This is a genomic window from Paenibacillus salivarius (assembly GCF_051307165.1).
Classification (GTDB): domain Bacteria; phylum Bacillota; class Bacilli; order Paenibacillales; family Paenibacillaceae; genus Fontibacillus.
In genome coordinates this window covers 181,560-201,500 of the sequence record NZ_CP195592.1, presented here as the reverse complement: position 1 = coordinate 201,500, position 19,941 = coordinate 181,560, and the positions used below count along the sequence as shown (strand labels likewise).

Below are 19,941 nucleotides of genomic sequence, written 5' to 3'. Positions count from 1 at the left end.
CTTTGGAGAAAGAGGCGTTAGATTAAAAACTTCAACTATTAATTAGGCTTGATTTGATTGCCTGTAATTTCTAACGTATAGTTTGCAGAATCTTCAATTCCATAGACCCCTATATAGTAAATACCTTTTTTAGGTAACTTTATACTAAAACTTTCTTGAGGTAACTCTTTATTGTCATGTATATAATACGTGGAAGGCGCACCTTGATAAGGATCAGCACCTGGTTCCCAAATCACTAAGTCTAGGTTCTCCTTACCTTCATCAGTTATCAATAAAGTGATATTAAGGTCAGCAGTCGTTGTGTTTTGATTGATTTCGTACAAATCAATATATCCGTTTTGAACATAACCGTCTGGTACTCTAATATATGTTCGGTAATTATCAAAAGTACCTGTGCCTTGCGCAGCATTTTTTACAGATTCATAGCCCAAAACATTTCCGTTTCCATATAACTTATCATACCCACTCTGCCCCATATCAAAGGCAGAGAAGCTTATAGAACTTGATACACCTCGCGAATATGCAGCGTCATACATCAGTGCATATATCCCTGAAACTATAGGGGATGACATTGAAGTTCCGCTTAAAGTTTCGTATTCACTTTTTGAATTAGCCTTAGCAGCCCTGATATTCTCACCCGCAGCTACAACGTAAGGACCCTGACTTCCTGTTCCTCTTGATGAAAATTCACTAAGTCCCCATCCTCCTTCGTATGGATCCTTCACACTTCCAACTGAGGTTGAAGTATATTTAGCCAAGGTGCTTAATGTATCATAGTATCTGCCTAAGAAAGTTGAACCGTCATACCCATCCCCTTCGTTCCCTGCAGAGACAAATACAGGAACTCCTGCACCGCTAATCTTATTAATAATATTGATTACCTCGGCCGCACTACTATACGATGCTTGAGTACCTATACTGACATTCACGACTTTAATATTATAAGTATCAAGATTATTATATACCCAGTTTAGCCCCTTATAGATCTGGTTAAAACTCCCTGTTCCACTACTATTCAAGACTTTCACACCAACCAATGCCGCACCGGGAGCTACTCCAGTTTGTATTCCAGGGTCACCTTCGCCTGTGCCTGCCGCTATACTTGCAACATGAGTACCATGGCCTTCATCATCATATGGAGTAGATCTTCCATTAATAACATCGTACCATCCAATGACTTTTCCACCATCAAGATCTACATGGGTTGCATCGATTCCTGTATCAACAATTGCAATGGCAACATCTTTAGACGTATAACTATTTTCTTTACCATCTAAATCTCCTGTGACTTTAAAATCACTCCTAGCCTTTTTAATGCCCATCATTTCAGTGGAAGCATTTAAAAAGGGTGTGATTTCTCCTGAGAGTGATTCAGAGATATAAACCTCTGAATCACTCTCAGGTTGTTTAAAGATAAATTCGACCGAAGATAAAGCCTCTAAAATTTCCAGTTCTTTAATATTAGCCGCCAGATTGAATGTCTTATATCCAACCATTTCGTAGTTTAAGTCATTTCCGAAGGCCGACTCTATTTCTTCAGAAAACTTTGCCTCTGAATCATTATTATCGTTTAGCATTACTTGAATTAGAATCTTGTCGTTTGGGCTGTCTAATTTGGATAATTCTTCATTTACATTGAAAATGATCTTATCATTATTTTCAACTTCTAGCTTCTGACTTTTGCCATTCAAGCCCCTTGGTGTTACCTGTTTTAATTGAAAGGGGGCCACGTCCTTAAAGTTGACTGAATTTTCAAAACTTTTCTTATTGATTACTGAAGGATCAAAGTACAATTGGTTGGAGTCTCCGTAGGCAAATGATATGTTGGAAAAAATAACAGTCAATACTACAGCAACAAAAACTGCGCGTTTTTTCAACACTCTAATCACCTTCCATTTTAATTTTTTTTAAGCCTCAGCAATTCTTGTAAAAACACCTCCTATTAAATAGATTAGCAATGTCTACATATACTATAACAAGAATATTATAGTTTTAATATGTATTTATGGGTAATATTGTATTATTTATGTGAACAAAGGGAACTGGGCATCATATGACAGTCTCTCTCCATAGATAGCTCAATTCCCCTATTAGTTCTAATTATTACTGTGTTAAAACGATTTACTCCTACTTCAACTCGTAAATCACGCTCAGCGTCGTCTTCAAAGTCACTTCTCCCGCTTCAATCGCCGTGCTGGCGGCCGAATCGGACGCAACCTTCATCTGCAGCGCCTCCGCTTGCATGTACACCGGCGTCGCGCCGCCGCCCGATTCCGTCACGCTGACGACCACGCCCAGTGTTCTGCCGCCCGATTTGGCGATCGCGGACGCCTTCAGCTTGGCGTTGTTCATCGCTTTCTCGATCACCTGCTCCTGATATTGATCCGGATTTTCCGTACTGAAACGGATGTTTTCGATCCGGTTGGCGCCGGCTTGCGAAGCCGCGTCAAGCAGCTGTCCGATCTTGCTCAAGTCTCGGTAAGTCACGTTCAAGGTATGTTGGGCCGTATATCCTTTGACCTTTTGGCCTTCTTTTTCGGTATAAGTGTAATTGGGCTGTACATAAAATTGTCCTGTTTGAATATCTTTCGCGTCAATCTTCCACGTATCCTTCAGCAACGTGTTTAGCTTGGCAATCTTCTCCGCATTGGCGCTTTGCGCTTCCTTCGCCGTAGCCGCCTGCGTTTCCACGCCGATCGACAGATAGGCGATATCCGGCTTGACGGAAATTTCTCCGCTGCCGACCACGCTAACGATATTCTTCAATGCCTCAGCATCGGCTGAAACTTGCTGCGACGGTCCCAGCAATACGCTTAACGCGCTGCCTCCAACCACCAATGTTCCCGCGATCAACACGGCTCCTACCGGTTTTAACCACTTATTCATGAACAGACCCTCCATTTTTTGGCGAATTTATCTACTAAACGCAGTCCATGATCAAAGGGTTGCAGCGGCAGGAACATTTTTTTTTCATCCTACTCCTCGGATCGTTTAGGGTCTCCATGCCTGCTACTCCTTAAGGAAACCGGATACTCTTATTGGCTTCATTATGGCCAGAAAATAAATCTAACGAAACAGTGTATCGCTATTCGGTCCTTTTGAACCTGAGGGAAGCGTTTTTCCACTGAATAAGGTGTCTGAGTTTCGTTAGGCGCTCCAATGGCCCCTTTTTGCCGCAATAAAGTTACACAGTTTCGTTAGCCTATGGAGAGTGATCGAGTGCCGGACACGGAATATCCCAACCAAGGCTAAATCCAACCGGAGCCGAGGCATGGCCAAGTCAAAGACCAAAACCCTAGAACCGGAACAACTACCATACCTTCCTCTAGCTTTGCCGCGACAGGCCGCGCCGAGCTAACGTTGTATAGATATTAAAAAAGGCCCCCCGTTCTTGCGAACGAAAGCGCCTCTCTTCTTTGAGCCGTTGTAATGAATCCAATTATTGGTTCTCCAATTCCTCTTTGCTGACCAAATTGATTAAAGCGTTTGCAGCCTGCTCGGCGTCCGGACCTTCCGCACTGATGTAAATTTCGGTGCCTGTGCTGATGGCAAGGCTCATAATGCCCATGATACTTTTGGCATTCACTTTTTTATCGTCCTTCTCGACGAAGATCTCAGACGAGTATTTATTCGCTTCCTGAACGAAAAGCGCCGCCGGCCGGGCGTGAAGACCCGTTTTCAATCGAACGGTTACCGGGTTTTTGATCATCAAAACCTTACCCCCTATGACAATTTCGATCACGTGCCCACCAAGATGGGCAATTTTATAATTTATACCATTATAGCATACAACCGCCCCGCGGCACACTAGTAAACCTCAACTTTAGCTGCCGCGGATTTTTTCCGCGAGTTCGTCGATCTTGCGCAGTCGGTGGTTGACGCCTGATTTGCTTACCGTACCTTTCAACAATTCGCCGACTTCCTTAAGGTTCATGTCCGGATGCGCCAGCCGTACCTCCGCCACTTCGCGGAGCTTGTCAGGCAAATTCTCCAGGCCCATTTCCTTCTGCAGCAGCTTAATATTATCGATTTGCCGCACCGCCGCTCCGATCGTTTTGTTCAGATTGGCCGTTTCGCAATTGACGATCCGGTTGACCGAGTTGCGCATATCGCGCATGATCCGGACATCCTCGAATTTGAACAACGCCTGGTGCGCGCCGATGATGTTCAGCAGCTCGATAATTTTTTCGCCTTCCTTGATATAAAAAATAAAGCCTTTTTTCCGCTCGATGCAACGTGCGTTCAAATGGAACTCGTTCGCGAGATCCACCAGCGCCTGGCAATGTTGTTCATACATCGAGGAAATCTCCAGATGGTAAGAAGAACCCTCCGGATTGTTCACGGAGCCTCCGGCGAGAAATGCGCCGCGAAGATAAGCCCGCTTACAACAGTTTTTCCGGGTGAGCTCCGGATTAATCCCCGGGGTGAAAATAAACCCCTCCGATACGATCCGCAGTTCATTCAATATTTCTTCAACCCGGCCCGGAATCCGCACGATGTAGACGTTGTTTTTCTTGAGACGCATTTTTTTGCGGACCAAGAGTTCGGTATGAATCTGAAAATGCTTCTTCAGCAAGGAATAAATCCGTCTTGCTATCGCGGCGTTTTCGGTCGAAATATCCAAAACGACCTTTTTGTTCGTAAGCTGAACCGAACCGTTCATCCGGATCAGGGCAGACAACTCGGCCCGCTCGCAGCAGGCATCCGCCTCGACCATGGTCAGTTCTTTTTTGGTTTGCGCCGCAAACGACAAGGGACTCACCTCTTTCGCGTAATCCAGTTCTCCACCAGCTGATAGATATGATGGCTGAGTTTATCCGCATCGTGCCGTAAATAGCGGCGGAACAACACCAGCGTATCAGCGATGACTTTATATCCGCGCCCCGTCACCACGTCCCAGTCGACCTGGACGGGCTTGGCGCCTTTCTCGGCGTAAAAATCCTGCACTTGTGCGGGAATTTCTCCGTCGTTCACAATGACGTAATCAAACAGGTGATGACCCACATGTTCATATACGGCCTGCAAGTGGTCGCTGACCGTATAGTCATCGGTTTCCCCGGGCTGGGTCATCACGTTGCAGACGAAAATTTTGATCGCATTTTCGTTCTCCAGCACCGCTTCCGCCAGCTTCGGCACCAACAGATTCGGAATAATGCTGGTGTACAAGCTGCCCGGACCGATCAGAATCGCATCGGCTTCGCGGATCGCTTCCACGGCTTCAGGCAATGGTTCGACTTCTTCCGGCTCGAGGAAAATCCGTTTGATTCTGCCTCCGGCTTCCGGAATTTTCGATTCCCCGGTAACGATCGTGCCGTCCTCCATCTCTGCATGGAGCACCACCGCCTGGCCCGCCGCAGGCAGAACGCGTCCGCGTACGGCGAACACCCGGCTTAGCTCCCGGACCGCGGTGACGAAATCGCCTGAAATATCGGTAATCGCAGCCAAAATCAGGTTGCCCAAACTATGGCCGGCCAATCCGGCCCCGGCGGCGAAACGATAGTTTAACATATCGGACAACAGGGGCTCCACGTCCGCGAGTGCGGTCAATACGTTACGAATGTCGCCCGGAGGCGGCATCTGCAGCTCGTTTCTGAGAATCCCGGAGCTGCCGCCATCGTCCGCTACGGTAACGATGGCCGTGATATCGAGCGGCTTTTCTTTTAATCCGCGAAGCATGACGGATAAGCCGGTTCCCCCGCCCATCACGACAATTCGCGGAACTCTTCCTTCCTTGGCCCGATTGATCACTTCTGACTCACCTCTTATTCTCTAAGCAGCCTCTATCGGTCTCGGCCCTCATCCCGGTGGCTCACGCGAATCGTTTCGGTTTCGCTGGCTCCGAGCATCCGGCCCAAGTATTCGGCGATAGCCACCGAACGGTGTTTACCCCCGGTACAGCCGATGCCGATAATGACCTGGCTCTTACCTTCTTTATGGTATTGAGGCAGCAGGAAGTGCAGCATGTCTAGGAGTTTGGTCAGGAACGCCTGGGTCTCCGGCCACTTCATAACATAATCATATACTTCACTGTCTTGTCCCGTGTGTGGACGAAGCTGCTCGATATAGTGCGGGTTGGGCAGGAACCGGACGTCAAATACGAGATCGGCGTCAATCGGTATGCCGTACTTAAATCCGAAAGATGTAATATTAACAGATAAATTGCTGCTCTCCAAGTGGGAAAAGCGGGAAATGATCTTCTCTTTCAGCTGCGATGGCTTCATGTTGCTCGTATCCATCACCTGGGTTGCCGACAGCTTGAGTTCCTCCAGCATTTTGCGCTCCAGGCGAATACCGTCGAGCGGCATTCCCTCCGGGGCAAGCGGGTGACGGCGGCGGCTTTCCTTATAACGCTGAACAAGCACCGCATCGGTTGCGTCCAGAAACAGAATTTCGCTTTTGATCGTAAAATGGTCCTTAATGTACGCGAGCGATTCCGACAGCGCCGTGAAAAACTCCCGTCCGCGCAAGTCGATGACCAACGCTACTTTCGCGATTTTGCCCTTGGACTGCTCGATCAATTCGGCAAACTTCGGAATCAGCACGGGGGGCAAATTGTCGACGCAGAAAAACCCGAGATCCTCCAGACTTTTGACGGCCAGCGATTTTCCGGCACCCGACATGCCCGTAATAATGATCAAATTGGCAACTGAAGATCCTTCCTTCTCCGGCATGCTTTTCCCTCCTCGCAAAGTCTCCTATATCTATTATATCTATATTTTATACTAATTCTAAAGAAATTGAATCTTATATCAGGAATATCAGGAACGAAGGAACAGACCCGCCGCTCCGACCATGCCAGCGTCGTTTCCGAGGGAAGCGGGTACGATCCGCAGACCTTTTTGTACCGGTTCAGGCGTATGCTTTGCGAATACGCTGCGTACTTCGTCAAACAAAATGTCTCCGGCTTTGGAGACGCCGCCGCCGATAATGAACAGCTCCGGATTCAGTACGACAGCGACGGCCGCCAGCGATTTCCCGAGATAGAAAGCGGCGCGGTTGACGATGCGAACCGCAGTTTCGTCCCCGGCTTTGGCCGCATCGAACACGTCCTTCGCCATGATGTTCTCCACTTGGGACAGCGATGTACGCTCTCCGCGGGCCACGGCGTCCTTCGCCATTTTGATGATCCCCGTTGCCGAAGATACGGTCTCCAGGCAGCCCATTTGGCCGCAGCCGCATTGAATCGCTTCCAGATCCGGCACGACATGCATATGTCCAAGTTCGCCGGCCATCCCGGAGAAGCCTTGATAAATTTTGCCGCCGATGATGATGCCGCCGCCGACCCCGGTTCCCAGGGTGTAGCACACGCAGTTTTCAACGCCTTTACCCGCGCCGCCCCAAGCTTCGCCCAGTGCCGCCACGTTGGCGTCATTGTCTATTTTGACCGGCTTGCCCAAGCGTTCTTCCAGAATTTCACGAATGTGAAGATCCTTCAAACCTACATTCGGCGCCAAAATGATAATGCCCTCGCGCACATTCGTAAAACCGGCGACTCCGGCGCCTACTCCCGCCACTTGTTCCCATTCATAAGGAGATTCTTCGACGATCTGGCGTACATAACGCTCGATATTGTTCACGACCGTTTCGGCACCTTGATCGGACTGTGTCGGTCCTTCGAAAGTATGGAGAAGCTGGCCCTCCTCGCTGCAGATGCCGACTTTGATCGCCGTTCCGCCCAGGTCAACACCGATGTAGATTTTTTCAGACATTGTACAAGCCACCTTTTTCTCTAAATAATAGAATCATTAAAAATAAGGCATAAGTTTATGCCTACGTACCAACTATAAGCGAACCCATCCGTTCGGTCAAGAGAGGTAAGAATGTCCAAAATCCAGCAACGGCAAGGGGTTGCGGGGATGTGATAGGGGTCACATCGGGGTCTTGCCCGGGTGATTTGAGTTTGAAAACGGGGCCTTGAAACAGGAATGGAAACACGATGACAGGGGGAAGGGGGCGAGCTTGATTGAAGAAAATCCAACGATTCATCAGCAGGGCACCCCAATTTTGACTAACCAGGCCATAATGATTGGAAAATTTCAAATGGGACGCTTAGGATGGCGTCGATCCACCAAAAATGGTTGGATTATTTCCAATGAAGAATTCGTGACGCTCAAAAAAATAAGGCATCCCTTCAAGGGACACCTATTGCATGTTAGGATAGAATCCGCTTTTGCCCCTCCAGTTCGCGGATCGGGGCTATATTTTGCGTAAATTCGAGCGTGCCGAGATATCGTCCGTCCTCGCTGCGGACCGCAAAGTATCGGATGTAGACGAACTTGTCCTTGACCGGGATCCAGAAATCCTCGGCGTCCTTTTTGCCTGCTTTAAAATCGGCCAGCAGCTGGTTCACCACATGCACGCTTTGCGGCGGATGGCAGTTTTGTACCGTCCGGCCGATCACGGCCTTGGTCCGGGCGAAGATCCGCTCTTTGCCGTGGGAAAAGTAACGCACTACGTCATTCTCGTCGATAAAGGTGAGGTCCACCGGCAGGTGATTCATGACCGCTTCAAGCTGCTCCACCGACAGGATGCCGGTCTGGAATTTGACGAAGCCCTGAGGGGCCGACTCTTCTTGGTCCGCGGCATTCGCCTCCGCCTGATCGAACCCGGCAAGCGGAACCCGTTCGGGGATCCACTCCTGCTCCGGTGCGGCAAGGCAGAACCCGATCTGGTCGCTTTCGCGGGCGATTTTCACCCATTCGTCTTCCGTCAGCTTTTCCAGAGCCATCGGCAGCAGAATGTTTTCTTCTTTAAAAATCATCTCATTCACTTCTTTAATAATCCGTTCGAGATCGATGCACATCGTCTCCTTGTCCCCGTTATACGCCGACAGATTTCCTTTGACCTCCTTGATCATCATGCGTATGCCGTCGTCGACGCCCCACATGACCGTGGTCGGTCCGTAAATGCCGTACTTCTCAAGATAAGGGAAAAGCAAATTTTCCTTCCGGCTGTAATGCTTGTCGATATCCAGCAGCAGGCTCAAGTCCTCAAGCAACTTGAAGATGATCTCCTCGCCGTCATCCTTCCGGAATTTGTCCAGATGAAGCTCCAGCTTGAAATTAACCAGTTTCTCGATCTCGCGGTTTTCCAGTTTGAACGTATGCACCGGATGGCCCGGCTGCTCCTCCGGCTTCGAAGAACGGTGAATCTGTTCGATGGAGCCTTTGAAAATCGCCGTATGCACCGAGCAAAGCCGTTGTACCTCGCTGACGGGAATCCCCTCCTCCTCCATCAGCGCATGCTCCATCGCGGAAATTTCCGCAACCGTGACATCGCCCACCGCTTCTTCAAACCGCGCCTTGACTTCATCCACGCTTTTGCCCTGATGCAGCTCCTTGATGATTTCCTTCAGCATCGCCTGCCGCCGCGTTTGCTCAGATACTCCGTGTTCCCGGTTGTTGATCAGTTCGCTCATCTTCGACAACTCCTTTGCCGGTCCGGCCTGGATATTTATTCATTATGCTTTCTATAAAAGGTTAAATTTTGAGTGATAATTGTTCTCATGTGTGTAAAATAACACGACCGGCCCGCTCAACTTGTGATTACAATCACAAGTATGAGGTTGTTTGACCACGATGGTTTATTTTTCGTTTCCGTTTTGTCACAATAGAGTCGGAAAGGAATGATCCTAATGACGATGACAAGTAAAAACATCTTATACATCGAAGACGACCGGGAGATCGGGGAATGGGTATGCTCGGATTTGCGGGAACGCGGTTACGGCGTCGTGTGGCTTACGAGCGGCGACCGGGCCTTGGAGGAGGCGTCCGAGTGCCAACTGGCCATCCTGGACGTCATGCTGCCGGGACTTGACGGATTTACGGTCGGCCAGCGGTTAAAAAAACAATACCCCGGGCTGCCGGTCCTCATGCTGTCCGCCCGGACTTCCATCGACGACAAACTGCAGGGGCTGGAATTTGCCGACGACTACTTGACCAAGCCGTTCCATCCCGATGAGCTTGCCGCGCGGCTGGAGGTGCTGCTTCGGCGTAGCGGCGCTCCCTCCGCGGAACCGCTGCAGCTTCGGCATCTGCTCGTTTTTGAGAAGGAGAACATCATCCGCAACCGGGATAACGGCGAAGAAATCGTGCTGACCGGGAAGCAATTTCATATTTTTCAATACTTGCTGCGGCATCTCGGGCAAATTATGACGAAGGAGCAGATATATGAAGCCGTTTGGGGAGAGCCTTACCTGGACGGAGACAAAACGTTAATGGTACATATCCGCCACCTGCGTGAAAAAATCGAGCGCGATCCCGCCTCTCCCGAAATTATCGAGACGATCCGCGGCATCGGCTACCGGGTGCGTCCATGAGACCGGGTTCGCTGTGGGAATCCCGGCGGGGCATGAATCTGAAGTTCCGCAACTCGCTGCTGTCGCGTTATTTGATCATTATCGCGACCGCTCTGATTTTCATTCCGGTGTTGCTGCCGGTCAGCTTCTTGGCTTCCTGGGGCGTCAGCCGACTGTTCTTTCCCGTCCCCAAGGAGCAGGCCGAACCTGTGCGTTCCTACGGATCGGGTCTCGACCTTCAGCAAATGTGGCACAACGAAGCTCTGGGGTTGGACGGAAAATCGGCGCAGCAGATCGATGCGCGGCTTAAGGAACTGCGGGCCAAGTATCCCGATGCCGCCATGTTCTGGGTGGATAAGGACGGCGTGACCCGTCTGATGCTGCCCGATCAGCCGAGCCTCCCCGAGAAGTGGAATCCGGAGAATGCCGTTTCGTTCATGAAAAATGCGGTGGACGCCGATCCTTTTACGATCGTTGCCTTTATCGGCGGGAAGAATCAGGCGGCGGGCCAAGGATTTATGGTATTTGAATTGCCCCGGAAAAATATGTACACCCTGTCGGAGGAAAGAAGTAACGACTCGCGGTTTTACGGCTTTTTTATCGTGTTGATTTTCGCTTTCTTCGTATTGCTTAGTTATTTATTCTTCAGAGATATCCGGAAGCGACTGCTTCAGCTGGAGTCGGGGATGACCACGACGGGGATTAACGGACTGCCCGTCCGGATCCCCGTAGGCCGCCCCGATGAAATCGGGCGTCTGGAGCAAGCCTTCAACCATATGGTTGACGAACTGGAGGACAGCAAACGCCGGGAGCATGAGGAAGAAGAACTGCGCAAAAGCCTGATCAGCAATCTGTCCCATGATTTGCGGACCCCGCTCACGGTCATCGCGGGCCAGCTGTATTCGTTCCGCAAAGAGCCGCTTTCCGAGAAGGGGAGCCAGTCTCTCTCCCTGATGGAAACCAAGATCGGCGATCTCAGCGGGCTGATCGATCACCTGCTCTCCTATAATCTGCTGACCAGCGGCCGATATGCCTTGTCGTTGGAGGAACAGGACGTGCTTCGCTCCGTCCGGGTGAGCGCGGCTGCGTGGTATCCCCTGTGGGAGAAGGAGGGCATCACCGCCGACATCGATCTGCCGGACGATGAACCGCTGGTTTGGCGGATCGATGAGCAGGGCTTCCGGCGCGTGCTCGACAACCTGTTCCAAAACCTCGTCCGGCACGCGGGGTCCGGCGGTTACGTCGGCATCTCGCTGGCGCGGCGGCAAGGCCGGACCGCGCTGGTCATCGCCGACCGGGGGCCCGGCATGGGCACCGCTTCCCCCGCGAAGGGCGCCGGCCTCGGCCTGCAGATCGTCGATCTGCTGCTGCGCGAAATGGGGCTCGTCCGCGAGGCGGAGCCCGCCCCGGGGGGCGGAACGAAGATTTACATTTTTCCGAGATAGAAATAAACTTTAAACATATATCGGTCGTGAAGCACACGCCGCTTTGATTCCTGTTCCACCTTCTTATCAGGTGGGAGCGGGCATCGGAGCGGCTTATTTTTTTTATAAGGAGGAATGTAGGAATGAAAAAATTCGAAGAAGCCTTGGAGGCGTGGATGCACGATTGTATCAACCGGGAAGAGAACCCGCGAAGGATCGAATTGTTGGAGAGGGGCTCGGCCACGGGACCTTGGAGTTTTTGCGCAACGTGTGGTTTCCTGCCGTAAAAAACTTCGACCATTTGCAACCCGAGTGGGAGGTTCGCGATTTCAACAACGGATACCGCTATCTGGATCTGGCCTACATGCCCGGAGGAGGCATAAAAGGAGGCATTGAAATCCAGGGATACGGTCCTCACGCGAGAGACCTTGATGTGCGGCGCTTTAAGGACTTATGCTGGCGGCATTGTCTACTGGCGCTGGACGATTGGCTTTTTCTGCCGGTCGCCTACCTTTCCATCGTGGACGAGCCGAAACGCTGCCAACAGCTTGTCCTCGCTTTTATCGGGAAATTTTCGAGCATGGAGACCCATCACCATATAAATTGGTTGGAAGCAGAATCGATCAGGTTTGCGAGACGTCTACTCCGCCCCTTCACGCCGGCCGAATTGGCCACGCACCTGAATATTAGCCCTCAATATGCAAGACGGCTCCTCCATGGACTAGTCGAGGCCCGCTTGCTTCAAGTGGTTGGCGGGAAGGAACGGTACCGTACTTACGGCTTGCCGGACAGGTAGATATGGTTTGGGCCGGTTTCTGCGGAGCAGCCTGCATTGTTGGGGCCCCGGACGACCCCGGGTATGGGGGCCACTATCTTCAATGGAAGTCGCTCCTGATACCCGCTTCTGTATCCCCTCCCCACCGGCTAACGAAACTGGAGAGTCTTATTTGAGAGAAATAGGCCAGTTTGATTTTCTAACGAAACTCTGTATCGCTATTTAGTAAAAAACCCCGCTACAAAGGCTCAAATCAGCAGAATAGCGTTACTACGTTTCCTTAGAATTGCCGGAGCGCCGAAATCGAAGCAATAAGAACACCCAGTTTCGTTAGAGGAGGTAGGGTCGATGGTTAGCGTAGATGAGGCCCCCAATTGGCGGATATGAGTTCTCAGTTAGCGGATATGAGAACCTGTTTGGCAAATATGGAACCCCAGTTAGCGGGTAAGAGGCACTTTTTGGTAAATATGAACCCCGGGTAGCGGATATGAGGCACTTTTGGTCCGATATGAACCCCGGTTAGCGGATTTGAGGCCCTTTTTGGCAAATATGAACTCCAGATAGCGGATTTGAGGCCCTTTTTGGCAAATATGAACCCCGGTTAGCGGATTTGAGGCCCTTTTTGGCAAATATGAACCCCGGTTAGCGGATTTGAGCTCCAATTTTTAACCAATGACGCTCCGGATACACTATGTCTCCCTACCCACCGGCTAACGAAACTGGAGAGTCTTATTGGAGGGAAAAGAGCCGATTTGATTTTCTAACGAATCTCAGTATCGCTATTTAGTGAAAAACCCCGCTTCAGAGGCTCAAATCAGCAGAATAGCGTTACTACGTTTCCTTAGAATTGCCGGAGCGTCGAAATCGAAGCAATAAGAACACCCAGCTTCGTTAGCGGAGGTAGGGTTGCCAGTTAGCGTAGTTAAGCCCCCCAATTGGCCGAAGTTAACCCCCAGTTAGCGGATATATGCCTCAACTACCGGATATGAGCCTCAGTTACTGGATAAGGCACCCACTCAACAAGCCCAGCAGCAAAAAGACGCGGCAAACCCCATAGTTCAGAGTCCAGCCGCGTCCCTTTTAACCGCAAACTTTGAAGTTTTACGTATTCGATGCCTCGTATATGTTTTGTATCGTTTTGCCCAAAATCCGATTGAACTCCTCGTCGTTTTGCTCCGCATTCAGCCCTTCGGCCAATGCACGGGAGAAACTGGCGATCAGCCCGTGGTTGCGGGATAGTTTCTCGTTGGCTTCCGATTGTGAATACCCGCCCGATAAAGCGACGATCCGGATCACATGCGCATCCTCCATCAAATCGCCGTAAAAATTGTCCTCCGTCGGGATGGAAAGCTTCAGCATAATTTTGATCTCCGAACCTAGATTGGCGAGTTGCCCCGCGATTTCTTCCTTAAGTATTTTCTCCGAGGCCGCTTTATCCTTGCTGTTGATATCCACTTCCGGCTCAATGATCGGAACGAGCCCCTTCGCGGCGATTTGTTTTCCGAGCTCAAACTGCTGCTCCACCACTTTTGCGATGCTTGCCGGATTCGCCTCTTTAATGACCGAACGCATTTTGGTGCCGAAAATATTCCGCTTCACCGCCCGATCCAACAGCTCATCCAAACCGGGAATCGGCTTCATCAGCTGGACTCCGCCTTCGAGGTCCGCAAGTCCCTTATCCACCTTCAGAAAAGGAACGATTCCTTTTTGCTCCCAAAGGTAGTCGGCCGTCAGTTGCCCGTCAATCTGCCTTTCCATCGTGTTCTCGAAAAGAATCGCGCCCAGAATATGCCGTGAGTCAAAGGCAGGGCTTTTGATAATCCGCGTTCTCATCTCGTGCACCAAAGCATACATTTCTTCCTCGCCGGAATAGCGGTCTTCCGAAATTCCATACAGCTTCAAGGCTTTCGGCGTGCTTCCGCCGCTTTGGTCCAATGCTGCGATAAAGCCATTTCCCGTACGGATCCGCTCCAATTGCTTTGTGTTCATGGGCGTTTCTCCTTCCAATTTAGGGTTTATATGGATCAAAACTTATTATAACACTACGACGAGGCCGATGCTTGCTTGCCGGGTTGTCCGATTTTGCTATTTTCGCCCCGGCAGCGCGATTTTAAACAAAACTTAAACTTGGGGCCCCTTCACGCTTAAACTTCGGGCGATATGATCATATCCGAGGTGATATGACGTGAGTGAATGGATTATTCAAACGAAAAATTTAACGAAAAAATACCGTGGACGCCCGGCGGTGGACCATTTGGATCTGGAGATCGAGAAGGGAGACATTTATGGATTCCTCGGGCCTAACGGGGCCGGGAAAACGACGACGATCCGCATGCTGCTCGGCTTGATTCAGCCTACCGAAGGATCCATCCGGATTTTCGGGCGCGAGCTTCAAAAAGATAAGCTGGCGATTCTTCGCCGGATCGGGTCGCTGGTGGAGTATCCGTCCTATTACGGCCATCTGAATGCCGTCGATAATCTGGAAGCGATCCGCCGCATCCTCGGCTCGCCGAAATCACGCATCGACGAGGTCCTGGAGATCGTCTCCTTAACGAGCGAGTCCCGCCGCCCGGTAAAGGGCTACTCGCTCGGCATGAAGCAGCGGCTCGGTATTGCCGCTTCGCTGCTCGGGAATCCGGATCTGCTCATTCTCGACGAGCCGACCAACGGCCTCGATCCATCGGGTATTCATGAGATCCGCGAACTGATCAAAAGCATGCCGGCCCAGTACGGCATCACCGTGCTCGTATCCAGCCACCTGCTCAGCGAGGTGGAGCAAATGGCCAACCGCGTCGGTATAATACGTGACGGCCGGATGGTGTTCCAGGATACGATCCATAATTTACGCCAGCAGGCGTCCCATGACATGGAGCTCGTCGTGTCCGAACCGGACTCCGCGCTCTGGCTGGCCAGGGACCTGGGGGCTGCCGGAACGCTACGCCAAGGAACACTCGTTTTTCCGGGCATGCAGGACAAACAGGTTGCCGTGCTCGTGAAGCAACTGGTCGAAAACGGCCACGACATTTACCGGGTGGAGCAGAACAAAAAGTCGCTGGAAGACATCTTTATGCAAGTTGTCGGGGAGGGGGGACGGCCATGATGCTCCGTGCGCTGTCCTCCGACTTTCTGAAAATCCGCCGCAAAGGTATTTGGTTCCTCATCTTTCTGGCGCCGATCGGCCTGGTTGCCATGCAGGCGCTCAACTTCGGACTCCGGTTCGATTATTTGGGAAAACGATATGCGGATAATTTATGGGGCGGCTTGATCGAAAATGTCGTTAGCTTTGTCCCGATTGCCCTTTATCTGGGCATGACGCTGGTCAGCTCACTGGTGGCCGGCGTAGAGCACCAAATGAGTTCATGGAAGCAGCTGCTCGCGCTGCCCATTTCCCGGATCTCCGTGTTTAGCGCCAAATTTACGCTATGCTTTCTGTTGATCGCCGTATCGTGCGTTTTATTGCCCATGGGGACGATCGTTCTAGGGTTGTCGCTCGGCTTCGAAGCCTCGGATATCCCTTATTGGGATATCGTGCGAATGGGCTTCTTCCCTTACTTGGCGGCGTTACCGCTGCTTGCGCTTCAACTTTGGCTGTCGTTAAGCTTCCGCAACCAGGGCTTGCCAGTCTCGCTCGGAGTGGGGATCGCTCTCGTTTCCCCGTTCGGCTTCCAACTCTCGGAATGGTTTCCGCTTAATTGGCCGGCCTTCGGCTACAGCGGCCCTCACGCCGAATGGTTTATCGGCGCGGGCGTAATCTGCGGCGCCGTCATCATGCTGATGGGGATGATTCATTTTAACCGAAAGGATGTGGACTAGATGGGCGGTTTCTTTCGCGTGTTGTCCTCGGAACGTCTAAAAATGTCCAAATCTCGGATCTGGTTCATCATTATAGCCAGCCCCCTACTATCTACCCTGATCGGCGCCATGGCCAACTTACCGGATGGGGCCGAGGCCTGGACCGTACTGCTCAGCGCCATGGTCATCCTGCACGGGATGCTGTTCCTGCCGGTCATGTCCGGCTTGTTCCCGGCCTTCTTGTGCCGGTACGAGCATACCGGCGGCGGCTGGAAGCAGCTGCTCGTGCTTCCGGTGTCGCGAACGGCCGTTTACCTGGCCAAGTTCGCGGTTACGGCAGGCCTGCTCGCAGCCTGCCAACTGGTCTTCCTCGCCGGCGTGTTCGTTGCCGGCTGGACCCATGGCATCACGGCCCCGGTTCCGTGGGGCATGATCTTCACCTGCCTGCTGAGCGGCTGGGTGGCCTGCTTGCCGCTGGCTGCGCTGCAGCTCGGCGTGTCGCTCACGTGGGCGAGCTTCGCCGCCCCGCTCGCGGTCAATGTCTCGTTGACGATCCCCAACATGCTCATCGTCAACTCCGCCAAAATCGGCCCATTCTACCCATGGGCCCAACCGATCCTCGGCATGATCCCCCGAGCCGAAGCGGATTTCGCTGCGGCCAACCTGCCGCTCGAAAGCCTGATGATCACCGTGCTGGGCAGCTTCGTTTTGTTCTTCGCGGCGGGGCTGATTTATTTTCGGCGGAAGGAGATCTGATCGCGGGCTAGTAGGGAACTTTATCTGGAAGAAAAGAAGGCAGACAGTCATAAAACTGACTGCCTTCTTTTATATTGAGGGGGCCCCCCTCTAATGATTTTCATTTTTCTAACGGTTATGAGAGGCGCTATTCGGTCTGATTTCCCCCATTTCGCATTCTAACGGATACCAGCGCTCTTATTTCCCATTCTATGATGAGTCAGGGCCTCATTACGCAAAATAACGCCCCTGACAACCGTTAGAGTTTCGATTTGCCCGTTTTGTACCAAATAACGACGGTTACATCCGTTAGCGTAAGCAGTGTGAACTTTAGCGGACTTAGCAACCTTAGCGATCTTTGCGATCTTTGCGATCTTTGCGATCTTTGCGACCTTAGCGACCTTGTGACCTTGTGACCTTGCAACCTTACCGAACTTACCGAACTTACCGAACTTACCGAACTTAGCGACCTTAACGAACCTAGCGAACTTAGCGCACGGCGACCTCACCTACCTTAGCCACCTTAACGACCTTGCCTACCTTAACGCCCTTAGCGTCTTAGAGATCTTAGCGATCCTATCGCCCCGAGCGATCTTAGCAACCTCACCAACCTTACCGAGCGGATCTTAGGCCCTTAGTGCCCTTAGTGCCCTTAGTGCCCTTACTGCCCTAGTGCCCTTACTGCCCTAGTGCCCTTACTGCCCTAGTGCCCTTACTGCCCTTAGTGACTTTACCGACCTAGCTACCCACCGACCTTACCGACCTTGCCGACCCTAGCGCCCCTAGCGACCCTAACCACCAGTAACCTTACCGTCCTTAGCAACTTTCCCCCTCCCCAAGCGTCTTAATAGTATACGCATACCAATATTTAGAAGGGACGGGATGCATATGTTCAACGATCCCAGGCCGTTCTCTCCCCCTCCGGATCCCCATAGTCACAAGGCAAATCATGACACCAACGAGAGAAAGCTTCACTCCGAGGGCCCGCCCAGCCTATGGAGACAGATTTCGAATCTTTTGATACTTGCCGCGATGATCGCCGGCATCGTGCTTTTGGTGAAACTGTTCCAAGCGTTTTAACCGTCCGTCAACTTGACTAAGCTGCTTAGTCACGCAACCAAGCGTGGCGGGGCGGCTTTTTTCGTCTTATGACAATTGTCATCCTCAAATCATGACACTCCTTACTAACGGCGGCCTCTTCCTTTCGGTAAGATTAGATCAACAAGTTAGATCATCGATAACGGAGGCGAAACGAAAGTGGAAACCATTATGGAATTGAAACACGTGAGCAAAACGTTCAGGGATAAACAAGCGGTGCGAAACATCTCCTTCAGCATAAAAAAAGGCTCCATCACAGCGATTCTTGGCCCGAACGGAGCCGGGAAAACGACGACGCTGTCGATGATCCTCGGCCTGCTCGATCCGTCGGAGGGGGAAATCAAGGTGTTCGGCAAACACCCGAAAGACGGAGCCGTCCGCGCTCAAACCGGGGCAATGCTCCAGGAAGTCAGCATCATGGACCGGCTGAAGGTGCGGGAAGTGCTGGACCTGGTCCGCAGCTATTACCCGCAACCGATGGATATGGAGTCGCTCATCGCCTTGACCGGGCTCAAGGACAACGATCTTAAAAGGTATACCGAGAAGCTGTCCGGCGGACAAAAACGCAGCCTCGGTTTCGCTCTGGCCATGGCCGGCAATCCGGACCTGCTCTTTTTCGACGAGCCGACGGTCGGATTGGACATTTCGTCCCGCCGCCGCTTTTGGGAGGGAGTACGCAAACTGGCCGCGCAAGGCAAGACGATTATTTTCACGACGCATTATCTCCAGGAAGCCGACGATGCGGCCGACCGGATTTTATTGTTCCATCAAGGGGCCTTGGTCGCGGACGGAACGCCTGAGGAAATCAAAGCCCGGATCGTGAAGCGTACCGTTTCCTTTCTCCCTCAAGAGGACGGCCCGGCATTCCGGGAACGGCTGAAGTCGCTGCCGATCCTGTCGGATTACTTTGACAAGGAAGGAAGGATCTATGTGGCGGCGGAGGATACCGATCTCGCGTTGGAAGCGATTTTTGCAAACAGGCTGGCCGTGAAAAATATCCTGATCGAACAAGGAAGGCTGGAAGAGGCGTTCGAGCAATTAACCCTAAACCAAGAGGAGGCTGTGTAACAATGAAAAATCCAATGACCATGCTGCTTAAGCAGTGCAAAGCCGAGTTGCTGCGGGTGATCCGCAACCCCTACTATGTATTCTGGTCCCTGTTGATGCCGGTCGGTTTCTACTTTATTTTTACCCGGGTCGTAAATACGGGAGGCAATGAGCAAGCGGAATGGGCGGCGCATTACCTGATGTCGATGGCGTCCTTCAGCGTGATGGGATCGGCGATCATGACGCTCGGTATCCGTCTGGTCCAGGAGCGCACCCAGGGCTGGACCACGTTTATGCGGGTGACGCCGCTGCCCGGATCGGTTTACTTTTTCGGCAAAATGTTCGGCCAAACCGTGATGCATCTCATCTCGATCGTGTTTATCTTTTTGGCGGGCGTATTGATCAACGGGATTTCCTTGCCGGCCTCTGTCTGGATTTACAGCGGACTTTGGATCCTCGTCGGTTCCCTTCCGTTCTTGGCCATCGGAACGCTGATCGGTACCATGAAGCGCGTCGACACGGCCAGCGGCGTGAGCAATGCCCTCTATCTGGGACTCGCCGTCCTGGGCGGCATGTGGATGCCGATGGACGTGCTGCCTAAGGTCATGCAGCAAACCGGCAAATGGCTGCCTTCCTACAATTTCGGAAACGGCGCTTGGGAAATCGTTCGCGGTTCCGCCCCGCATTGGAGCAATATTTTGATTTTGCTGGGCTACCTTGTCTTGTTTATGGTACTATCCACCTATATCCGAAAAAAACAGGAAGCGGTGTAA

Annotated in this window: 16 protein-coding genes and 1 pseudogene; 8 read left to right on the top strand and 9 right to left on the bottom strand. The window is 51.6% G+C overall.

Features of this window, described 5'->3' with window-relative positions; translation table 11 throughout:
- Window positions 1–38: 38 nt before the first annotated feature.
- The 8 genes from ACSFXJ_RS00985 to ACSFXJ_RS00950 all read right to left on the bottom strand — a co-directional run bounded on the left by ACSFXJ_RS00985 (window position 39) and on the right by ACSFXJ_RS00950 (window position 9,418).
- Entirely contained in the window at window positions 39–1,880 is a 1,842-nt protein-coding gene (locus ACSFXJ_RS00985) for a S8 family serine peptidase (protein ID WP_435923377.1), read from the bottom strand.
- A gap of 247 nt (window positions 1,881–2,127) precedes the next feature.
- Complete coding sequence (locus ACSFXJ_RS00980) at window positions 2,128–2,886, bottom strand: SIMPL domain-containing protein (protein WP_435923376.1); 759 nt, start codon at window positions 2,884–2,886, stop codon at window positions 2,128–2,130.
- 553 nt (window positions 2,887–3,439) lie between these two features.
- Window positions 3,440–3,709, bottom strand: coding sequence for an HPr family phosphocarrier protein (locus ACSFXJ_RS00975; RefSeq protein ID WP_435925653.1), 270 nt, complete (start codon window positions 3,707–3,709; stop codon window positions 3,440–3,442).
- A gap of 114 nt (window positions 3,710–3,823) precedes the next feature.
- A complete protein-coding gene (gene whiA, locus ACSFXJ_RS00970; RefSeq protein WP_435923375.1) occupies window positions 3,824–4,753 on the bottom strand; it encodes a DNA-binding protein WhiA in 930 nt (309 codons plus the stop codon).
- 5 nt (window positions 4,754–4,758) lie between these two features.
- Window positions 4,759–5,703: a gluconeogenesis factor YvcK family protein gene (locus ACSFXJ_RS00965; protein ID WP_435925652.1), complete on the bottom strand. Its 945-nt coding sequence runs from the start codon at window positions 5,701–5,703 to the stop codon at window positions 4,759–4,761.
- A gap of 77 nt (window positions 5,704–5,780) precedes the next feature.
- A complete protein-coding gene (gene rapZ, locus ACSFXJ_RS00960) occupies window positions 5,781–6,671 on the bottom strand; it encodes an RNase adapter RapZ (RefSeq protein WP_435923374.1) in 891 nt (296 codons plus the stop codon).
- Window positions 6,672–6,758: 87 nt separating this feature from the next.
- On the bottom strand, window positions 6,759–7,709 hold the full coding sequence (locus ACSFXJ_RS00955; protein ID WP_435923373.1) for an ROK family glucokinase: 951 nt from the start codon (window positions 7,707–7,709) through the stop codon (window positions 6,759–6,761).
- A 443-nt stretch (window positions 7,710–8,152) separates the two neighbouring features.
- Complete coding sequence (locus ACSFXJ_RS00950; protein ID WP_435923372.1) at window positions 8,153–9,418, bottom strand: DUF438 domain-containing protein; 1,266 nt, start codon at window positions 9,416–9,418, stop codon at window positions 8,153–8,155.
- 222 nt (window positions 9,419–9,640) lie between these two features.
- Between ACSFXJ_RS00950 and ACSFXJ_RS00945 the strand changes: the two genes are divergently transcribed.
- The 3 genes and pseudogenes from ACSFXJ_RS00945 (at window position 9,641) to ACSFXJ_RS00935 (ending at window position 12,517) form a co-directional block, all read left to right on the top strand.
- Window positions 9,641–10,318 carry a response regulator transcription factor gene (locus ACSFXJ_RS00945; RefSeq protein ID WP_435925651.1) on the top strand — a complete coding sequence of 226 codons (678 nt, stop codon included), beginning with the start codon at window positions 9,641–9,643 and terminating at the stop codon, window positions 10,316–10,318.
- Between the two features lie 32 nt (window positions 10,319–10,350).
- Window positions 10,351–11,742 carry a HAMP domain-containing sensor histidine kinase gene (locus ACSFXJ_RS00940; protein WP_435923371.1) on the top strand — a complete coding sequence of 464 codons (1,392 nt, stop codon included), beginning with the start codon at window positions 10,351–10,353 and terminating at the stop codon, window positions 11,740–11,742.
- 122 nt (window positions 11,743–11,864) lie between these two features.
- A pseudogene (locus tag ACSFXJ_RS00935) lies at window positions 11,865–12,517 on the top strand (transcriptional regulator).
- Between the two features lie 1,080 nt (window positions 12,518–13,597).
- Here the strand turns inward: ACSFXJ_RS00935 and ACSFXJ_RS00930 are convergent.
- The gene (locus tag ACSFXJ_RS00930) at window positions 13,598–14,485 is read right to left on the bottom strand and encodes a fructose bisphosphate aldolase (protein ID WP_435923370.1); all 888 of its coding nucleotides are present in this window, start codon (window positions 14,483–14,485) and stop codon (window positions 13,598–13,600) included.
- Window positions 14,486–14,681: 196 nt separating this feature from the next.
- Here ACSFXJ_RS00930 and ACSFXJ_RS00925 point away from each other — a divergent pair, with 196 nt between their 5' ends.
- The 5 genes from ACSFXJ_RS00925 to ACSFXJ_RS00905 all read left to right on the top strand — a co-directional run bounded on the left by ACSFXJ_RS00925 (window position 14,682) and on the right by ACSFXJ_RS00905 (window position 19,941).
- The gene (locus tag ACSFXJ_RS00925; RefSeq protein ID WP_435923369.1) at window positions 14,682–15,596 is read left to right on the top strand and encodes an ABC transporter ATP-binding protein; all 915 of its coding nucleotides are present in this window, start codon (window positions 14,682–14,684) and stop codon (window positions 15,594–15,596) included.
- On the top strand, window positions 15,593–16,309 hold the full coding sequence (locus ACSFXJ_RS00920; protein ID WP_435923368.1) for an ABC transporter permease: 717 nt from the start codon (window positions 15,593–15,595) through the stop codon (window positions 16,307–16,309). The genes ACSFXJ_RS00925 and ACSFXJ_RS00920 overlap by 4 nt, the downstream gene beginning before the upstream one ends.
- Window positions 16,310–17,044 (top strand): ABC transporter permease, encoded by a 735-nt coding sequence (locus ACSFXJ_RS00915; protein ID WP_435923367.1) that lies wholly within the window; start codon window positions 16,310–16,312, stop codon window positions 17,042–17,044.
- A 1,236-nt stretch (window positions 17,045–18,280) separates the two neighbouring features.
- Complete coding sequence (locus ACSFXJ_RS00910) at window positions 18,281–19,189, top strand: ABC transporter ATP-binding protein (protein WP_435923366.1); 909 nt, start codon at window positions 18,281–18,283, stop codon at window positions 19,187–19,189.
- 2 nt (window positions 19,190–19,191) lie between these two features.
- Window positions 19,192–19,941: an ABC transporter permease gene (locus ACSFXJ_RS00905; protein WP_435923365.1), complete on the top strand. Its 750-nt coding sequence runs from the start codon at window positions 19,192–19,194 to the stop codon at window positions 19,939–19,941.

Bases quoted from the DNA above. Each gene is read 5' to 3' on its own strand.
- ACSFXJ_RS00980 (WP_435923376.1), bottom strand. From the start codon at position 2,886: ATGAATAAGTGGTTAAAACCGGTAGGAGCCGTGTTGATCGCGGGAACA.
- ACSFXJ_RS00975 (WP_435925653.1), bottom strand. From the start codon at position 3,709: ATGATCAAAAACCCGGTAACCGTTCGATTGAAAACGGGTCTTCACGCC.
- ACSFXJ_RS00965 (WP_435925652.1), bottom strand. From the start codon at position 5,703: ATGGGCGGGGGAACCGGCTTATCCGTCATGCTTCGCGGATTAAAAGAA.
- rapZ (WP_435923374.1), bottom strand. From the start codon at position 6,671: ATGCCGGAGAAGGAAGGATCTTCAGTTGCCAATTTGATCATTATTACG.
- ACSFXJ_RS00955 (WP_435923373.1), bottom strand. From the start codon at position 7,709: ATGTCTGAAAAAATCTACATCGGTGTTGACCTGGGCGGAACGGCGATC.
- ACSFXJ_RS00950 (WP_435923372.1), bottom strand. From the start codon at position 9,418: ATGAGCGAACTGATCAACAACCGGGAACACGGAGTATCTGAGCAAACG.
- ACSFXJ_RS00945 (WP_435925651.1), top strand. From the start codon at position 9,641: ATGACAAGTAAAAACATCTTATACATCGAAGACGACCGGGAGATCGGG.
- ACSFXJ_RS00940 (WP_435923371.1), top strand. From the start codon at position 10,351: ATGAATCTGAAGTTCCGCAACTCGCTGCTGTCGCGTTATTTGATCATT.
- ACSFXJ_RS00930 (WP_435923370.1), bottom strand. From the start codon at position 14,485: ATGAACACAAAGCAATTGGAGCGGATCCGTACGGGAAATGGCTTTATC.
- ACSFXJ_RS00920 (WP_435923368.1), top strand. From the start codon at position 15,593: ATGATGCTCCGTGCGCTGTCCTCCGACTTTCTGAAAATCCGCCGCAAA.
- ACSFXJ_RS00915 (WP_435923367.1), top strand. From the start codon at position 16,310: ATGGGCGGTTTCTTTCGCGTGTTGTCCTCGGAACGTCTAAAAATGTCC.
- ACSFXJ_RS00905 (WP_435923365.1), top strand. From the start codon at position 19,192: ATGAAAAATCCAATGACCATGCTGCTTAAGCAGTGCAAAGCCGAGTTG.